At 70.2% G+C, this 13,588-nt stretch carries 19 protein-coding genes and 1 riboswitch; of the genes, 7 read left to right on the top strand and 12 right to left on the bottom strand.

What is annotated here, in order from left to right; translation table 11 throughout:
* Window positions 1–247: 247 nt before the first annotated feature.
* The gene (locus P2F65_RS17320) at window positions 248–1,072 is read left to right on the top strand and encodes an adenylate/guanylate cyclase domain-containing protein (RefSeq protein WP_275810756.1); all 825 of its coding nucleotides are present in this window, start codon (window positions 248–250) and stop codon (window positions 1,070–1,072) included.
* 16 nt (window positions 1,073–1,088) lie between these two features.
* On the opposite strand, the gene P2F65_RS17315 is transcribed toward P2F65_RS17320, so the two are convergent.
* From P2F65_RS17315 to P2F65_RS17300, 4 genes are all read right to left on the bottom strand, one after another.
* Window positions 1,089–1,301 (bottom strand): hypothetical protein, encoded by a 213-nt coding sequence (locus P2F65_RS17315; protein WP_275810753.1) that lies wholly within the window; start codon window positions 1,299–1,301, stop codon window positions 1,089–1,091.
* A gap of 96 nt (window positions 1,302–1,397) precedes the next feature.
* On the bottom strand, window positions 1,398–1,880 hold the full coding sequence (locus P2F65_RS17310; RefSeq protein ID WP_275810750.1) for a C40 family peptidase: 483 nt from the start codon (window positions 1,878–1,880) through the stop codon (window positions 1,398–1,400).
* 7 nt (window positions 1,881–1,887) lie between these two features.
* Window positions 1,888–2,052, bottom strand: a riboswitch (cyclic di-AMP (ydaO/yuaA leader).
* Between the two features lie 279 nt (window positions 2,053–2,331).
* Window positions 2,332–2,766 carry a putative immunity protein gene (locus P2F65_RS17305; protein WP_275810747.1) on the bottom strand — a complete coding sequence of 145 codons (435 nt, stop codon included), beginning with the start codon at window positions 2,764–2,766 and terminating at the stop codon, window positions 2,332–2,334.
* 8 nt (window positions 2,767–2,774) lie between these two features.
* Window positions 2,775–3,326: a hypothetical protein gene (locus P2F65_RS17300; RefSeq protein ID WP_275810744.1), complete on the bottom strand. Its 552-nt coding sequence runs from the start codon at window positions 3,324–3,326 to the stop codon at window positions 2,775–2,777.
* A gap of 203 nt (window positions 3,327–3,529) precedes the next feature.
* Between P2F65_RS17300 and P2F65_RS17295 the strand changes: the two genes are divergently transcribed.
* Window positions 3,530–3,844, top strand: coding sequence for a hypothetical protein (locus tag P2F65_RS17295; protein ID WP_275810741.1), 315 nt, complete (start codon window positions 3,530–3,532; stop codon window positions 3,842–3,844).
* A gap of 58 nt (window positions 3,845–3,902) precedes the next feature.
* A complete protein-coding gene (locus P2F65_RS17290; RefSeq protein WP_275810738.1) occupies window positions 3,903–4,370 on the top strand; it encodes a glutaredoxin domain-containing protein in 468 nt (155 codons plus the stop codon).
* An 87-nt stretch (window positions 4,371–4,457) separates the two neighbouring features.
* Here the strand turns inward: P2F65_RS17290 and P2F65_RS17285 are convergent, their stop codons facing one another.
* The 3 genes from P2F65_RS17285 to P2F65_RS17275 all read right to left on the bottom strand — a co-directional run bounded on the left by P2F65_RS17285 (window position 4,458) and on the right by P2F65_RS17275 (window position 6,622).
* The gene (locus tag P2F65_RS17285) at window positions 4,458–4,973 is read right to left on the bottom strand and encodes a DsrE/DsrF/DrsH-like family protein (RefSeq protein ID WP_275810735.1); all 516 of its coding nucleotides are present in this window, start codon (window positions 4,971–4,973) and stop codon (window positions 4,458–4,460) included.
* 69 nt (window positions 4,974–5,042) lie between these two features.
* Entirely contained in the window at window positions 5,043–5,357 is a 315-nt protein-coding gene (locus P2F65_RS17280) for a TusE/DsrC/DsvC family sulfur relay protein (RefSeq protein ID WP_275810733.1), read from the bottom strand.
* Between the two features lie 5 nt (window positions 5,358–5,362).
* On the bottom strand, window positions 5,363–6,622 hold the full coding sequence (locus P2F65_RS17275) for an FAD/NAD(P)-binding oxidoreductase (RefSeq protein WP_275810730.1): 1,260 nt from the start codon (window positions 6,620–6,622) through the stop codon (window positions 5,363–5,365).
* 170 nt (window positions 6,623–6,792) lie between these two features.
* Here P2F65_RS17275 and P2F65_RS17270 point away from each other — a divergent pair, with 170 nt between their 5' ends.
* Window positions 6,793–7,065, top strand: coding sequence for a hypothetical protein (locus P2F65_RS17270; protein ID WP_275810728.1), 273 nt, complete (start codon window positions 6,793–6,795; stop codon window positions 7,063–7,065).
* A gap of 2 nt (window positions 7,066–7,067) precedes the next feature.
* Entirely contained in the window at window positions 7,068–8,927 is a 1,860-nt protein-coding gene (locus P2F65_RS17265) for a heavy metal translocating P-type ATPase (RefSeq protein WP_275810726.1), read from the top strand.
* 22 nt (window positions 8,928–8,949) lie between these two features.
* Here the strand turns inward: P2F65_RS17265 and P2F65_RS17260 are convergent, their stop codons facing one another.
* A complete protein-coding gene (locus P2F65_RS17260) occupies window positions 8,950–9,381 on the bottom strand; it encodes a MarR family winged helix-turn-helix transcriptional regulator (protein WP_275810724.1) in 432 nt (143 codons plus the stop codon).
* Window positions 9,382–9,480: 99 nt separating this feature from the next.
* Between P2F65_RS17260 and P2F65_RS17255 the strand changes: the two genes are divergently transcribed.
* Window positions 9,481–10,164 (top strand): maleylpyruvate isomerase family mycothiol-dependent enzyme, encoded by a 684-nt coding sequence (locus P2F65_RS17255; protein WP_275810722.1) that lies wholly within the window; start codon window positions 9,481–9,483, stop codon window positions 10,162–10,164.
* A 75-nt stretch (window positions 10,165–10,239) separates the two neighbouring features.
* Here P2F65_RS17255 and P2F65_RS17250 read toward each other — a convergent pair whose 3' ends face one another.
* The 3 genes from P2F65_RS17250 to P2F65_RS17240 all read right to left on the bottom strand — a co-directional run bounded on the left by P2F65_RS17250 (window position 10,240) and on the right by P2F65_RS17240 (window position 12,117).
* Complete coding sequence (locus tag P2F65_RS17250; protein ID WP_275810720.1) at window positions 10,240–10,527, bottom strand: hypothetical protein; 288 nt, start codon at window positions 10,525–10,527, stop codon at window positions 10,240–10,242.
* A 53-nt stretch (window positions 10,528–10,580) separates the two neighbouring features.
* Entirely contained in the window at window positions 10,581–11,018 is a 438-nt protein-coding gene (locus tag P2F65_RS17245; RefSeq protein WP_275810718.1) for an adenylyltransferase/cytidyltransferase family protein, read from the bottom strand.
* Between the two features lie 118 nt (window positions 11,019–11,136).
* Window positions 11,137–12,117, bottom strand: a complete 981-nt coding sequence (locus tag P2F65_RS17240; RefSeq protein ID WP_275810716.1) for an aminoglycoside phosphotransferase family protein — start codon at window positions 12,115–12,117, stop codon at window positions 11,137–11,139.
* 165 nt (window positions 12,118–12,282) lie between these two features.
* On the opposite strand from P2F65_RS17240, the gene P2F65_RS17235 reads away from it, so the two are divergent.
* A complete protein-coding gene (locus P2F65_RS17235) occupies window positions 12,283–13,029 on the top strand; it encodes a class I SAM-dependent methyltransferase (protein WP_275810714.1) in 747 nt (248 codons plus the stop codon).
* A gap of 36 nt (window positions 13,030–13,065) precedes the next feature.
* Here the strand turns inward: P2F65_RS17235 and P2F65_RS17230 are convergent, their stop codons facing one another.
* Complete coding sequence (locus tag P2F65_RS17230; protein ID WP_275810712.1) at window positions 13,066–13,371, bottom strand: hypothetical protein; 306 nt, start codon at window positions 13,369–13,371, stop codon at window positions 13,066–13,068.
* Window positions 13,372–13,588: the final 217 nt, after the last annotated feature.

Raw genomic sequence — 13,588 nt, 5'->3', positions numbered from 1 at the left:
TGACCGAGCACGTCGCGCCTTCGGGAGGCCGGGTGAGGTGAGAGCTGTCGCAGAAGGGCCCACCGAGATGAGCCGGCCGCGTACCGGCTCTCCCTGGCGGCGCACCGTGGCGGGCGGGGGTCCACCTCGTCCCGTGGGGCCGCCGACACCCCCGACCTGGGAAGGGCGGCCGGCCGGATGGAACCCGGCCCGGTGGAACCCGGCAATGGCCTGCCCGGTCGGGCCCTGCCGGCGTACATTCGATGGCATGGCCGACAAGGGCCACCAGTGGACACCTGACGAGGTCCGCGCGTTCATGCGCGGCGAGAGTCCCGAGTTCGCCCGGGAGCGCCGCCGGTTCATGCGGATCCCCGCCAACCCGCGCTGCAAGCTGTGCCTCGCACCGTTCGGGGGCGTCGGCGGCGTCATGTTCAAGGCCGCCGGCTTCGGCCGCTCCCCCGGCAACCCCTCGATGTGCGTGAAGTGCCAGAAGGTGCTGCGAGACCAGGGCCTGACGGGGGTCGAGATCCCGGTGACGCTGCTCTTCTCGGACATCCGCGGCTCCACCGGGCTCGGCGAGCGGATGCGCCCCAGCGAGTTCAAGGACTTCCTCGACCGCTTCTACCGCCTGGCCACCGACGCGATCGTGCACAACGACGGCCTCGTCGACAAGATCGTCGGTGACGAGGTCATCGGCCTGTTCTTCGGCGGGATCAGCGGGCCGAACCACGCGGGTGCCGCGATCGCCGCCGCGACGGAGCTGGCCGACCGGACCAGCCGCCCCAACGCCTCACCCATGGGGCCGATCCCCGCCGGCACCGCCGTTCACACCGGCGACGCGTTCGTGGGGTCCACCGGCCCGGAGGGGACGGTCCACGACTTCACGGCGCTCGGCGACCCCGTCAACACCACCGCCCGGCTGGCGTCACTGGCCTGTGCCGGAGAGGTCATCGTCAGTGTGGCCGCCGCCGAGGCGTCCGGCACCAACATCGAGGGCCTCGAGCGCCGCAGGGTGGAGCTCCGCGGACGCTCCGCCCCGCTCGAGGTCGTCGTGCTCCGGGCGGCCCAGGCCGGGATGGCGGCGCGCTCCTGACGGCGGTGGCCCGCCGTCAGGAGCCGCGCCTCTCCTGCGTCCGTCGCTCCCGGTCGAGCCGGGCACGGCGGGCTGCCGCGACCTTGTCGGCCCGCTCCTGCTCGAGGCGCCGCACCGGGTCGTTGTGCTCGTCGAGCTGCGCCGGACCGTAGATCTGGTAGCCGAGGTGCTTGATCCGGTAGATGATCCGGTACCCGATCGAGAGACCTTCACGGTCCGCCTTCGCCACCACTGCTCCGATCGCCGCTGCCTGCTGCCTCCACACCCACAGTAGGCGTGTTGAGGCGTGTTCGGCCCGGCGACCCGGTCAGCGGACCCGACGACGTCAGCGGACCCTGGCGAACGTGACGGCTGACGTCCAGAGCCTGACCTTCGAGACGACCTTGCCGGGTCGCGGCGAGTGCCAGATGTAGCCGCTGCCGGCGTAGATCCCGACGTGGTAGATGCTGCGGGACCCGCCGAAGAACACGAGGTCGCCGGGACGGGCACTCGTGCGCGGGATCTTGATCGTGGCGTCGTACTGCTGCTGGGCCGTGCGAGGCAGGCGCCTGCCGACCTTGCCGTAGACGTACATCGTCAGTCCGGAGCAGTCGAAGCCGGTGCTGGGACTCGCTCCACCCCAGGTGTAGCGAACTCCGTTGAGGGAAGCGGCGACGCGCACTGCCTGGTAGCTGACCGAGGCGGGGACGGCGGCCTCCGCCCGTTCGGTGGACGAGGGGGCGACGAGCAGGCCGGCTGCGAGGAACAGGGCCATGAGGAGGGATGCCGCGCGGGCGGGCAGGGGGATGCGCAGGGTGGATGTGAGCATGGGGCGGCCAATCTTTCGGATCCGCCTGCGAAGAGTGACCTGTCGGGTTCGGGCGCCGAAAGATGGCCCGGCCGCAAAGCGGCTTCACCCCAAGGGACCTCATGACCTCGACGGCCGGGCCCCGCACTTCCTGGGTTCTCCGCCCCCACCACGGTCAGGGTGCTGCTGGCTTGTCGCCCGCGCGAGTGGTGGGGTTCGGCGTCCGCGCGGACCGCCCCACCTGATGGTGGGGACTGTGAAGCCCTCTGGGGGCGAGTCCTCGGCGTCCCGCCGGCTGCCTGGTGGGCCGGGGTGGCGTCGAGGCTTGGCGCCAGAGACTAGTTCGAACGAACTAGTTACTGCCAGAGGCAATCCGCCCGATTGGCCCTATTCATCCGCAATCTCGGAGCAATTTCAGCCATTTGGCGTAGGGGCCTCGTACAGGCGTCGTAGGTGCGCCGTCGCCGCCACGTCAGGCGGGGAAGGCCACCCGCACCAGGTCCCGGGGCACGCGCGCTTGCTGCCACCGTCGCTCCGCCGCCGCCGCAGCCGGGTCCCCCACTCCCGCCAGGCTGGCCGCGGTCGCTGCGTATGTCGCGGCGTGCGACGCGTGACGCGCGACGCGCGCCGTCGCCGCCGCATGCCCGGCCGCCCGGGCCGCGGCGCGGGCAGCGGGGTCTTCCGCCCGCCGGGCCGCGGCCTGTGCCGCCAGGGCAGCTGCGGCAGCCTCTCCCGCCCTGATCTCTCCCGCTGCCCAGGCGCGTGCGGCCTGCACCGCCGTGCGCGGGCGGTCGTCCCCGGGGCACGCCCGCTCGAAGGCGGGCAGCACGTGCTCGGCGCAGTCGGCTGCCCAGCGCGCCAGGGAACTGCGCCCCTGCCCGTCCAACCGTGTGGCGACCTCTCCCATGACGACCCCTAGTGCGCGAACCGGCTTGCGCCAGAGGAGGACTGCTCAGCGGAGCCTGTGCGTGCGGCCAGCAGGAACAGGACCCCGGAGACCACCGCAGGAACGAGGACGAGCGCGATGGACAGCGGTCGGGCCCACTGGTCACCCGCGCCGACCATGCTCAGCACCAGCGGCACGACGACGATGGCGAGCAGCAGCGCCCCGGCCTCGGCCGGACGCGAGAGGCCCAGCACCGCGAGCGCCACTCCCACGATCAGCACGAGCACCAGCCCTACCGGCCCGTTCTGGTCCTCCCAGTCGGACCAGCGCCCGTAGTCGAGCAGCTGCAGGACGCCGAAGGCGATGGGCACCAGGCTGACCACGGCGAGGACGGGCACGGCGACCGAGGGGCGCAGCCACGCCAGCAGACACAGCAGCCCCAGGGGCACCCCCACTGCGGCGATGAGGCCGATCGCCTCCCAGCCACCCACATCGGTCACCGTGTAGCCCACAAGCATCAGCGACGTGAAGCCGCCGAAGGCGGCCATCACCGCGAACCCGGCCCACCTCAGCGCTGACATCGACAACACCTCCGTCCCCTCACGGTGGGCTTCCGATTCCCTTGCCCGCCAGAGCCGTTGGTCCCCTGTGGTTGCCGTGACGAAGCACCGGCCGGCACGTGGACGGGGGGACCAACGCCTCTGACCGGCCGCCGGCCCCTCGCACAGGCTGGGCGTGGAAGGGCGAGGGCCGCCCCTCCGGCGCCACCCCGAGGAGGGAACCGATGACCGAGCACGGCATGGCCGTGACGACCCACACAACCGAGATGCGCCAGATCCGTGAGGCGAACGCGGCCCTGGCGCGAGGCGCGCACCCGACCGCGCGGTCGATCGGACTCCGCAGCAGCTTCGCCGACGACGCGGTGCTCTTGCGCCTCAGGCCCGTCGGCCCACCGTCGTACCCCTACGTCTACGGCGTGTTCGCCCGCGACGAGCGTCGGCACCACGACGGCCGAGGCGTGTCCATCGAGCTGCACACGGCACAGCTGCGAGCTATCAGCGCACAGCTGCACCTGCGCGGGCACGCCTGGGGCGTCTGACACCCAGCGGGCCGGGCCGCGGTGCCAGCGCCGCACCGCCGGCGGCTACCGTTGCCGCATGCCCGCCCCTCCCCCACCGCCCGACACGAGGTCGTCGACCGTGCGGCGCTGGTGGCTCCCTGGCTGGGTGGCGGCCGTCGCCGTGCTCCTGCCGGTCCTGACCGCGCCACCTTCGGTGTCCGACCTGGCCGTGTCGGCGGCCATGCTCGTCGCCGCGTGGGTGCTCTCGCCGAGGTTCTTCCCCGCGTCGCCGGGCGACCACGAGGCGCGACGCTTGGGCGAGGAGACCGGCGCACCAGTCATCTACTGGCGCCCCGGCTGCAGCTACTGCCTGCGACTGCGCCTGGCGCTCGGTCGTCTGGGCAGCCGCGCAGTGTGGGTCGACGTCAGCACGGACCCTGCGGCGTCGGCTCGGGTGCGCGCGGCGAGTGGCGGCAACGAGACGGTGCCCACGGTCTTCGTCGACGGACCGGCGGCGGTGAACCCCCGCCCGTCCTGGGTGCGCGAGCGCCTGCGGTCGCGGTGATCACACAGGCGCGCCGCGCGGTCACCCCGTCGTGGACCGCACGGCATACCCACCCCGCACCGGTCGTTGCCGGCGCGCACAGTCTCCCTAGATGAACAGCAGCTGCGCGCCCTCGGTCATCTCGATGAAGTCGCTGGCGCTGATGATGCCCTCGACCTCCTCGTAGAGGTCCTCCTCGGTGAGGTGGTTCATGTCGGCCGACATCCGGCAGGCCCACAGGTGGCCCCCGGAGGCGACGATCTGCTCGAGGAACTCCGGCACCTCGGGCACGTCGAGCTCGGCAATCGACTTCTTCAGCTTGGAGGTCGCCATGTGCGTGATGCCCGGGAGCCCTCCCAGGCCCTGAGGCATGTGTGTCGCCGGGTTGCCCAGCGGCGTGAACTTCAGGTCGCCCATCGTCTTCTTGTTGATCATGTCGAAGCCCCAGAACGTGAAGAACAGGTGCGTCTCCACGCCCTCGCCCAGGGCGGCATTGGCCAGGATCAGGCCCGGGTAGGCCATGTCGAGGCTGCCCTTGGAACAGATGATGGCGAGCTTGCGGCCGGTGGTGGCTTCGCTGCCGAAGTCGGGAATGATGGCCGGGGCCGTTTCAGTGGTGCTCATCGAGAACCTCTCATGTGAATGCGGTTGTGCGGTGCGGGTGCTCGGCACGGAGGGCGTCAGGACGACGGGTCACACACAGCCGTGGGGCTTGGGCAGGCCCGCGATGTAGGCCATCTTCTTGGCCGGCTTCTGCGGGAACAGCTGGAACAGCTGCTTGGTCGGGATGCCGCCGGCAACGGTGACGCGGCGCAGCGTCGGGGTCTCGCCCTGGGCGGCGAAGTCCTGGCGCAGGAAGCGGATCGCCTTCCAGTGCTGGTCGGTCATCTCGATGCCGATCTGCGTGGCCAGGGTCTTGCCGAGGGCCTCGTCCCACTCGCTGGGCTCGGTCATGAAGCCCTCTTCGTTGACCTGCACCTGGCGGCCGTCGATGGTCGTGACGGGCATCGTGTTCACTCCTTGTTTCCGGTGGTGGTGTCTGCGGGGGTGACCTTGCCGGCCATCGACATGTGGACCGGAAGGGGCATCGGACGCCCGGGAAGCAGGACGTTCCAGTAGATCCAGCGGAACGCGAGCTTGCCGAGGTGGTTGGCGCGGGTCTCCTTCAGCAGGCTCATCGGCCCGACGACGGGGACGGGGAACTTGCCGGGCAGCGGCTGGGTGTCGTAGTTGAAGTCGATGAGCAGGCCCTTGCCGTTGCCGGACTCGACGAAGCAGTTGGCGTGGCCGTCGAACGACCCGGTCATCGGCTTGCCGGCGATGTGCGCCAGGAAGTTCTCGACGAAGACGTCGACGGCGAAGTGGGCCACCGAGCCGGCCTTCGAGGCCGGGATGTCGGAGGCGTCACCGATGGCGAAGATGTTGTCGTGCTTCTTCGACAGCAGCGTGTGCTTGTCGACCGGCACGTAGTTGAGCTCGTCGCCGAGACCCGAGCGCGCGACGAACTCGGCGCCCATGTTGAGCGGGACGGTCACGAGCAGGTCGAAGGGCACCTCGCGCTCGTCGTAGGAGACGAGGGCCTTCTTCTCGTTGTCGATGCTCTCGACCATGAAGTCGGGCTCGACGAGGATCTTGCGCTCCTCGAGCATCGAGCCGAGCTGGGCGGAGGCGATCGGCTGGGTGAAGGCGCCTGAGAGCGGCGTGACGTAGACGAGCTCGACGCGGTCGCGGATCCCGCGCTCGCGCAGGAAGGCGTCGGCGAGGAAGGTGAACTCCAGGGGCGCCACCGGGCACTTGATGGGCATCTCGGTGATGTGCACCACCAGACGGCCGTGGTCGAACTCCCGCATCGCGTCGGCCAGCGCCTTCGAGCCCTCGAACGAGTAGAAGTCGAACACACTCTTGCGCCACTGCTCGCCGAGCATGCCGGGGGTCTGGTCGGGCCGCGGCGAGGTGCCTGTGGCGATGACCAGGTAGTCGTAGGCGAGGGTCCGGCCGTCCTGCAGGGTCACCGTGTTGGCCCCGGCGTCCACCCGGTCGATCTCACCCAGCACGAGGTCGACTCCGTCGGGGATGAACGAGTGGCGCTTGCGCACGACCTGCTCGGGACGGTAAGTGCCGAACGGCATGAACAGGTACCCGGGCTGGTAGAGGTGGTCGTCGTCCTTGTCGACGACGGTGAGCTCCCACTGGTCGCGGGCCAGCTTCCGCCGAAGCTTGTTGACGATCATCGTGCCGGCGGTGCCGCCACCGAGGACCAGAAGGCGCCTCATCACGGTCCACTCCTTGAGTGTGCTCGTTGCCCTGCTGTGGACGACGCTAGGAGACGGGTCCAGGTGTCAGTAGTGCCGAAGGTCCCTATTACCCCCAGGGGTATCCGTGGTGGTCTGGGAGCACACTCGGAAGATGCGAAAGGACCACCCGTGACCACGTCACCACCGCCGTGCACGTCGGCCACCTCGACGGCGACCGTTTCGAGATCGGCATCCGCAGGCACCGCGTCACGGTGGACCAGCCGGTCGACGCCGGCGGCGAGGACACCGCGCCCACCCCGACGGAGCTGTTCATCGCCAGCCTCGCCTCCTGCGGCGTGCCGGAGTCGCGCCGCGAGCCCCTGCTCGCCGTGGCGAGCCACTGCACCGTGCACAACACCCTCACGACCGAGCCGGAGGTCGCGATCCACCTCGTCGAGCCGGAGGCAGCGGAGGTCGCCTGACGATGCGCACCGCGGCCGCCCTCGCGCGGCGGCACTCGGTGGTCACGCTGACCCTGCTGGTCGGCGCGGTCGCTGGTGCGCTCGAGGCCCTCGGCCTGCCGGAGGCGGCACGGTATGCCGTGTCGGCCTACACCCTCGCCTTCGCAGCGGTGCGGTCGGGCCACATGGTGGCCGAGCTGCGCGCCGGCCGCTACGGCGTCGACATCCTGGCCATCACCGCGATCGTCTCCACGGTGGCCGTCGACGAGCACTGGGCGTCGCTGGTGATCGTGCTCATGATGACCACGGGACGGGCCCTCGAGGAGCTCGCCGTCGGCCGTGCCGAGCGGGAGCTGTCGGCCCTCCTGGCCCGAGCCCCCCGCACGGCCCACCTTCTCGACCCCCACGGCGACCACGTCACCGACGTGCCGGTGGGCCACGTGCGCCCCGGCGACGAGCTGCTGGTGAAGCCGGGCGAGGTGCTGCCGGTCGACGCGACGCTCACCACCGCCTCCGCGGCCTTCGACGAGTCCTCGCTCACCGGGGAACCGCTGCCCGTCGAGCACGTGCAGGGCGAGCGCCTCATGTCCGGGTCGGTGAACGGCTCGCGCCCGATCTTCATCCGCACCACCGCCTCCGCCGCCGACTCGCAGTACCAGCAGATCATCAACCTCGTCAGCGAGGCCCAACGCTCCCGGGCACCGTTCGTGCGGCTCGCCGACCGGGTGGCCGTGCCCTTCACCGCGGTGTCGTTCGCCATCGCGGGCGCGGCATGGTGGCTCAGCGGCGATGCCACCCGCTTCGCCGAGGTGCTGGTGGTGGCGACACCGTGCCCCCTGCTGATCGCCGCGCCCGTCGCGTTCATGGCGGGCATGTCGCGAGCCGCCCGACACGGGATCATCGTGAAGAACGGCGGCACCCTCGAGCAGCTCGCCCGCATCCGCACCGCGGCCTTCGACAAGACCGGCACCCTGACCCGCGGCGCGCCCGAGCTGTCCGCCGTCGACGTGTCAGGCGGGATCGAGGCCGACGAGCTGCTCGCCATGGCGGCGGGCGTGGAGCAGCTGTCGACCCACCCCCTCGCCGAGGCGATCGTCGCCGGCGCCCGCGAGCGAGGCCTCCGTGTGCCCAGCGCCCACGACGCCCACGAGTCCACCGCCCACGGCGTGAGCGCCACCGTGGGCGGCCACGACGTCGTCGTCGGCAAGGAGGGCTTCGTCGCGGGCCACGTCCGCGGCATACCCGACCTGCCCCTCGCGCCCGGCGCCAGCGGGGTGCACGTGGCCGTCGACGGCCGGTATGCCGGTCGGCTGGCCCTGTCGGACCACGTGCGCGACGACACCCGGCGCACCATCGCGGCCCTGCGGGCCGCCGGGGTGCCACACGTGCTGATGCTGACCGGTGACGCGCCGGCGGCCGCAGCCCACGTGGGCGCGGAGATCGACATCGACGACGTGCGGGCCGGCCTGCTGCCACAGGACAAGGTCGACATCGTCGCGGGCCTGCCGCACCGCCCGGTGATGATGGTCGGCGACGGGGTGAACGACGCACCCGTGCTGGCCGCAGCCGACGTCGGGATGGCGATGGGCGCGCGCGGGTCCACGGCGGCGAGCGAGTCCGCCGACGTCGTGGTGCTGCTCGACGACCTCTACCGGGCCGTGCAGGCCGTGCGGATCGGGCGGCGCACGATGGCGGTCGCGTGGCAGGCCATCGGGCTCGGGGTCGGGCTGTCGGTGGCCCTCATGCTCGTGGCCTCGGTGGGCCTGCTGCCCGCGATCATCGGCGCCTGGACGCAGGAGGCGGTCGACCTCGCGTGCATCCTCTGGGCGCTGCTGGCCCGGCAGCCCGGCCGCGAGGAGCGCGAGGAGCCGGCGCGGGCGTAGAGGGTGTCCACCGGAGACCGGACTACCGGTAGGGGTCGGTGATCTCGCGCAGTGCGGTCAGGGCCTCCCGTAGCTGCCTCATCCGCTCGGGGCCGAGGTGGCCCTCCCACTCGGCCTCGATGCGCGCCTCCTCGGCGCGGGCGACCGGGCGGGCGGCCTCGGCGCGCGCCGTCAGCCGCACCAGGCGGGCCCTGCCGTCCGAGGGGTCGGGCACGCGCTCGACGTAGCCAGCCCGCTCCAGCTTGTCCACCAGGGAGGTGGCCGTCTGCTTGGCGATCTGGGCGCGGTCGGCCAAGACGCTCAGTCGGGTGCCCTCGGGGTCGACGCCCATCAGGAGCCGGCCCTGGGCGATGGTCACGTGGTATCCCGCGTCGTGCATGGCGCCGAAGATCCGGTCCGAGGCGGCGCGCGAGGTGATGAACATCAGGAGGCTGGTCGGCAGGTTCTCGGTCATCACACCCCTTGGAGGTAGTCCTACAGTCGAACTATAATGGTTCGATCCTGGGACTACACGCCGGGTGCGGCCGCCGGTGTTCACCTGAGGGAGGGTGAGATGGCAACGATGACGGGGCCGGAGGCGGATGCCGTATGGGCCGCGATCGACGACCAGCGAGCACGGACCGCCGACCTGCTCGAGCAGCTGACCGACGAGCAGTGGCAGCACCCGTCGCTGTGCCGGGGCTGGACCGTGCGTGACGTCGCCGCACACCTGACCATGCAGCAGCAGCGCGTCCGTGACGTCGCGGTCACCGTCGCCCGGAACCCGAGCATGCTGCACAGCGTGACGCTGAACGCGATCATCCACGACTCGGCCCTGGTCCAGTCGCGGCTGCCCACCGAGGAGATCATCGGCAGGATCAGGGCGATGATCGGGTCGCGGCGGCACAACACCTTCGTGACGCCGCTCGAGACGCTGACCGACATCCTCGTGCACAGCCAGGACATCGCCGTGCCGCTAGGCGTGGAGCTCGTGATGTCCCCGTCGGCAAGCGCGCTCGCCGCGACGCGTCGGTGGGACACGCGAGCCGGCTGGCTCGCCACGGTCTTCCGCCTGCTGCCGCTCGAGGGCTACCGCCTCACGGCCACCGACGCCGACTGGACACGCGGCAGCGGGCCCGAGGTGGCCGGGCCGATCGGCGCCCTCCTGCTCCTGCTCACCGGGCGGAACGCCGCCCTCAGCCACCTCACCGGAGAGGGCGCTGACGCCCTGCGGGCTGCTCCGTCCAACCCCGGCTGAGAGGTCACGTCGCGCTCGTCACACCCGACAAGGTGCGGTGACGACGCCCGTCGACGTCAACTCGCCACGTGCGTGCTACTCGATCACGGTTGCAGCAACTCGAGCCCCTGAGGCAAGAACCCGCACCGACCGAGCTGATGCCACAGCGGCATCCCATCCCTCCGGTCCCAGGTCGCCGTCGGGGCTGGTCCTTCGAGGCAAGAGAAAGCCCTCCTCTCCTGGACCGTCCACAACGAGCAGGGTCGCCCGATTCAGAATCGACCAACCTTCGGTGGTCGAGACCGTGACGTCCTGCAGGGTGATGGTGGGCGTTCCATCGGCGATGCTCATGGTGAACTGCTCGGGCTTGAGGAGCTGAGGCATGACGTGAACGTATCGGGCCTGCGCCCACCCCGACCTGTTCGCAGCAGACCCGGTCACTCAGTTCGCGGGGCGGCCGCGTCGAGCACCCGCTGTATCAACTGGGTGGTCGAGATCTCTCCCGTGCGCCGAACGTACGTGAGCTTCCCGGCAGCTGCTGCGGGCGCGTACACGAACTCGGCCCCTTCGGGGGACAAGTCATCACCGTGCACCACAGTGGTGATCCCGCGCTCGGCGAGGAACTCTTCGGTCACCTGGAGCGGGGCGTCCTCGATCACCTCGTCGACGTACCGGCACGACTCGATCACGGCGACACGCTCGGCGAGGGTCATGATCGGACGCCTCTTGTAGGAGGCTGCGGTGTCGTCGGACAGCACGCCGACGACCAGCCAGTCACCATGACCGCGCGCCTGGCGGAGGAGCGACACGTGTCCCGCATGGAACAGGTCGCCAACCATGTCGACGTACACCCGGGACATGGCAGCCGCACCCATGTCTGAGTTCTCCACAGCTCACCCGCCCCTTCGCCCATCAGTCGCGGTCGCTCACCGTTCTACCGGACGGGACGGGCAAGGCGCGCACAACGGCAGCATCGACCGCCCCCATCCGCGGCTACGTGCGGACGCCCCGCCCCGGGTGCACCGAGACCGTCGGCCTGGCGGAGTGACTGCCCGAGTACTCGGAGAAGATCCCGTGGAGGATGCGCTTCGCACTCGCAAACTTCTCCGCGTCCTCGGAGTCTGCGTAGGCGTGCGAGCAGGTGGCGAGGGTCTTCCACAGCGCCCAGCCCCGGCCGCGCGCCCAGGACGCCGCATCCACCGACAGCCGGTCCCGAAACGCCTGCCGCGCGTCGTCGGGCAGCAACGTCCAGGCGATGGCCAGATCGCAGGCAGGGTCGCCGACGCCGCATGTCCCGAAGTCGATGACCGCTGCCAACTGCCCGCCTCGCAGCAGGAGATTCCCCTCGGCGACGTCTCCGTGGAACCAACGGTCCACGCCGTCCCAGGGCGCGGCCAGTGCGTTCGCCCAGATCTCGCGAGCCAGTTCCACGTCGACGTGGCCGGCCAGTGCCTCGAGCGCGCGCTGGGTGTCATTGTCGTAGGTGCGCAAAGTGCCGCCCCGGAACCAGTTGTGGACTCCCGGCTGTGGGCCCTCGGCGGCGTCGATGCCCTGCAGGGCGGCCAGGAAGTCGGCGAGGTCGAGGGCGAACCGGACCGGCTCGGCGATGCGGTCCGCCGTCGCAGTCACGCCGTCGAGCCACCTGTAGATGGACCATGCGAGTGGGTATTCCGGGGTGGGCTCGCCTTTCGCGAGCGGCACGGGGACCGGCAACGGCAGCTGCGGGCCAAGTGCCGGAAGCCAGCGGTGCTCCTTCTCCACCGCCTTTGCGTACTCAGAAGCGCTGGGCAGGCGCACCGCCATGTCGGTGCCGAGGCGGAAGGTCCAGTTGTCCCAGCCGCCGTTGGCCACCGGTTCGATCGGAAGATCGCTCCACTGCGGAAACTGCGCTGCCACCAGACTCCGCGCCAGCTTCTCGGTGACGCGGATACGGGCCGGCACAGGCCCCAGGTCGAATGCGTCGTCGGCAGGCACGGCACCAGAGCCTGACGCGATCGTCGGGATCGGACAACCGGATATCTCGGCATCGGGCGCATGCGCGGTCGTATCGAAGGGCCTCTGTCGGCGGCAGATGAGTGCGCCGCTGAGTGGACCGCGCGCCGGCTTGGCGCACAAACGGGCGCCGGGTAGAAACCTGTCATGGCCGACTCCGTGAGCACGTCCGCGACCCCTGCCGCTGACTACGACAGTTTCGCGGCCGCATACTCGGCCAGCAACGAGAACAACCTCTTCAATGCTTACTACGCGCGTCCGGAGATGATCCGTCTCGCCGGTGACGTCGCGGGCCTGGAGATTCTCGACGCCGGATGCGGGTCAGGCCCCTTGATGGAGGCTCTGCGCGCCAAGGATGCGGTCGTGTCCGGCTTCGACCTGAGTCCCGCCATGGTCGAACTCGCCCGCCAAAGGCTCGGCGAGGACGCGGACGTCAGAGTCGCAGACCTTGGGGCACCCCTGCCCTATCCCGACAAGGCGTTCGACGTCGTCGTCGCATCGCTGTCTCTGCACTACGTCAAGGACTGGGCCTCGGTACTGGTCGAGCTGCGACGCGTGCTCAAGCCCGGCGGTCGGCTCATCGTCTCGATCATCCACCCCACGGTCTACGCGATCGTGTACCCCGAGGCCGACTACTTCGCCCTCACTCAGTACTCCGAGGACTACGACTTCGGCGAAGGGACCGTGTGGATGACCTACTGGCACCGCCCCCTGCAGGACGTCATCAACGCGTTCCTCGACGCGGGGTTCGGAATCAAGACGGTCACTGAGCCGCCGCCCGCGGCGAACACCCCAGCGGAACTACTGCCCACGGCGGACGGTCGCTCATTCATCTGCTTCCTGTTCTTCGACCTCGAAGCGCATCGAACGGGTGCGGCACTACCTGCGACCTAGGCAAGAGCGGTCGCTGCACGAGACCGTTTTGCCACGTCATGCCGCTTGATCCTCCGCTTGGAGGGCGACGACGAGGGTGGAGAGACCGAGCACGACGAGCGCGAGAGCCACGATGGCCATGAGCATCACGAGGACGCGACCTGGCCGACGGCCTGATCGCCAGCTCCACAACCCCGTTATCAACGATGCTGCGCCAAGAGGGCTGATCCAGAGCGCGATCGCGCGACTAAGTGCGGTGGCGTAGAGGAACAAGGCAAAGCACGACACCGCCAAGCCGCCCGCAACAAGGAACGTGGCCATCGACTTCATGGTGATGTGCAGGGGCGCGGCGGGCTGGGCCATTGCTCAGGATCGCACGACTGGGGTTCAGGAGAGCCTGAATCGCGAAGGCGGCCGACATCCACTCATCGGCAGTTTCGCTCTTTCACTTACTGCGGCTACTTAGAGACTGGTCGCAGGATCGGTGTCTGGCCAGACTCGGTCCAGGTGCTCGGCGAGGCGCTCTCTCAATGCGGCTGCCCACCGGTGTCATTGGTGTGGCTCTCTCATGGCATGCGTC

The organism is Knoellia sp. p5-6-4 (genome assembly GCF_029222705.1).
Lineage (GTDB): Bacteria > Actinomycetota > Actinomycetes > Actinomycetales > Dermatophilaceae > Pedococcus_A.
This window is presented reverse-complemented; position numbering and strand designations above follow the sequence as displayed.

What these genes read in the sequence shown, in the direction of transcription:
- P2F65_RS17320 (WP_275810756.1), top strand. Translation starts at nt 248, where the DNA reads ATGGCCGACAAGGGCCACCAGTGGACACCTGACGAGGTCCGCGCGTTC.
- P2F65_RS17260 (WP_275810724.1), bottom strand. Translation starts at nt 9,381, where the DNA reads ATGACCGAGAACCTGCCGACCAGCCTCCTGATGTTCATCACCTCGCGC.
- P2F65_RS17305 (WP_275810747.1), bottom strand. Translation starts at nt 2,766, where the DNA reads ATGGGAGAGGTCGCCACACGGTTGGACGGGCAGGGGCGCAGTTCCCTG.
- P2F65_RS17230 (WP_275810712.1), bottom strand. Translation starts at nt 13,371, where the DNA reads ATGGCCCAGCCCGCCGCGCCCCTGCACATCACCATGAAGTCGATGGCC.
- P2F65_RS17310 (WP_275810750.1), bottom strand. Translation starts at nt 1,880, where the DNA reads ATGCTCACATCCACCCTGCGCATCCCCCTGCCCGCCCGCGCGGCATCC.
- P2F65_RS17290 (WP_275810738.1), top strand. Translation starts at nt 3,903, where the DNA reads ATGCCCGCCCCTCCCCCACCGCCCGACACGAGGTCGTCGACCGTGCGG.
- P2F65_RS17245 (WP_275810718.1), bottom strand. Translation starts at nt 11,018, where the DNA reads ATGGGTGCGGCTGCCATGTCCCGGGTGTACGTCGACATGGTTGGCGAC.
- P2F65_RS17255 (WP_275810722.1), top strand. Translation starts at nt 9,481, where the DNA reads ATGGCAACGATGACGGGGCCGGAGGCGGATGCCGTATGGGCCGCGATC.
- P2F65_RS17275 (WP_275810730.1), bottom strand. Translation starts at nt 6,622, where the DNA reads ATGAGGCGCCTTCTGGTCCTCGGTGGCGGCACCGCCGGCACGATGATC.
- P2F65_RS17295 (WP_275810741.1), top strand. Translation starts at nt 3,530, where the DNA reads ATGACCGAGCACGGCATGGCCGTGACGACCCACACAACCGAGATGCGC.
- P2F65_RS17250 (WP_275810720.1), bottom strand. Translation starts at nt 10,527, where the DNA reads ATGCCTCAGCTCCTCAAGCCCGAGCAGTTCACCATGAGCATCGCCGAT.
- P2F65_RS17235 (WP_275810714.1), top strand. Translation starts at nt 12,283, where the DNA reads ATGGCCGACTCCGTGAGCACGTCCGCGACCCCTGCCGCTGACTACGAC.
- P2F65_RS17280 (WP_275810733.1), bottom strand. Translation starts at nt 5,357, where the DNA reads ATGCCCGTCACGACCATCGACGGCCGCCAGGTGCAGGTCAACGAAGAG.
- P2F65_RS17300 (WP_275810744.1), bottom strand. Translation starts at nt 3,326, where the DNA reads ATGTCAGCGCTGAGGTGGGCCGGGTTCGCGGTGATGGCCGCCTTCGGC.
- P2F65_RS17265 (WP_275810726.1), top strand. Translation starts at nt 7,068, where the DNA reads ATGCGCACCGCGGCCGCCCTCGCGCGGCGGCACTCGGTGGTCACGCTG.
- P2F65_RS17285 (WP_275810735.1), bottom strand. Translation starts at nt 4,973, where the DNA reads ATGAGCACCACTGAAACGGCCCCGGCCATCATTCCCGACTTCGGCAGC.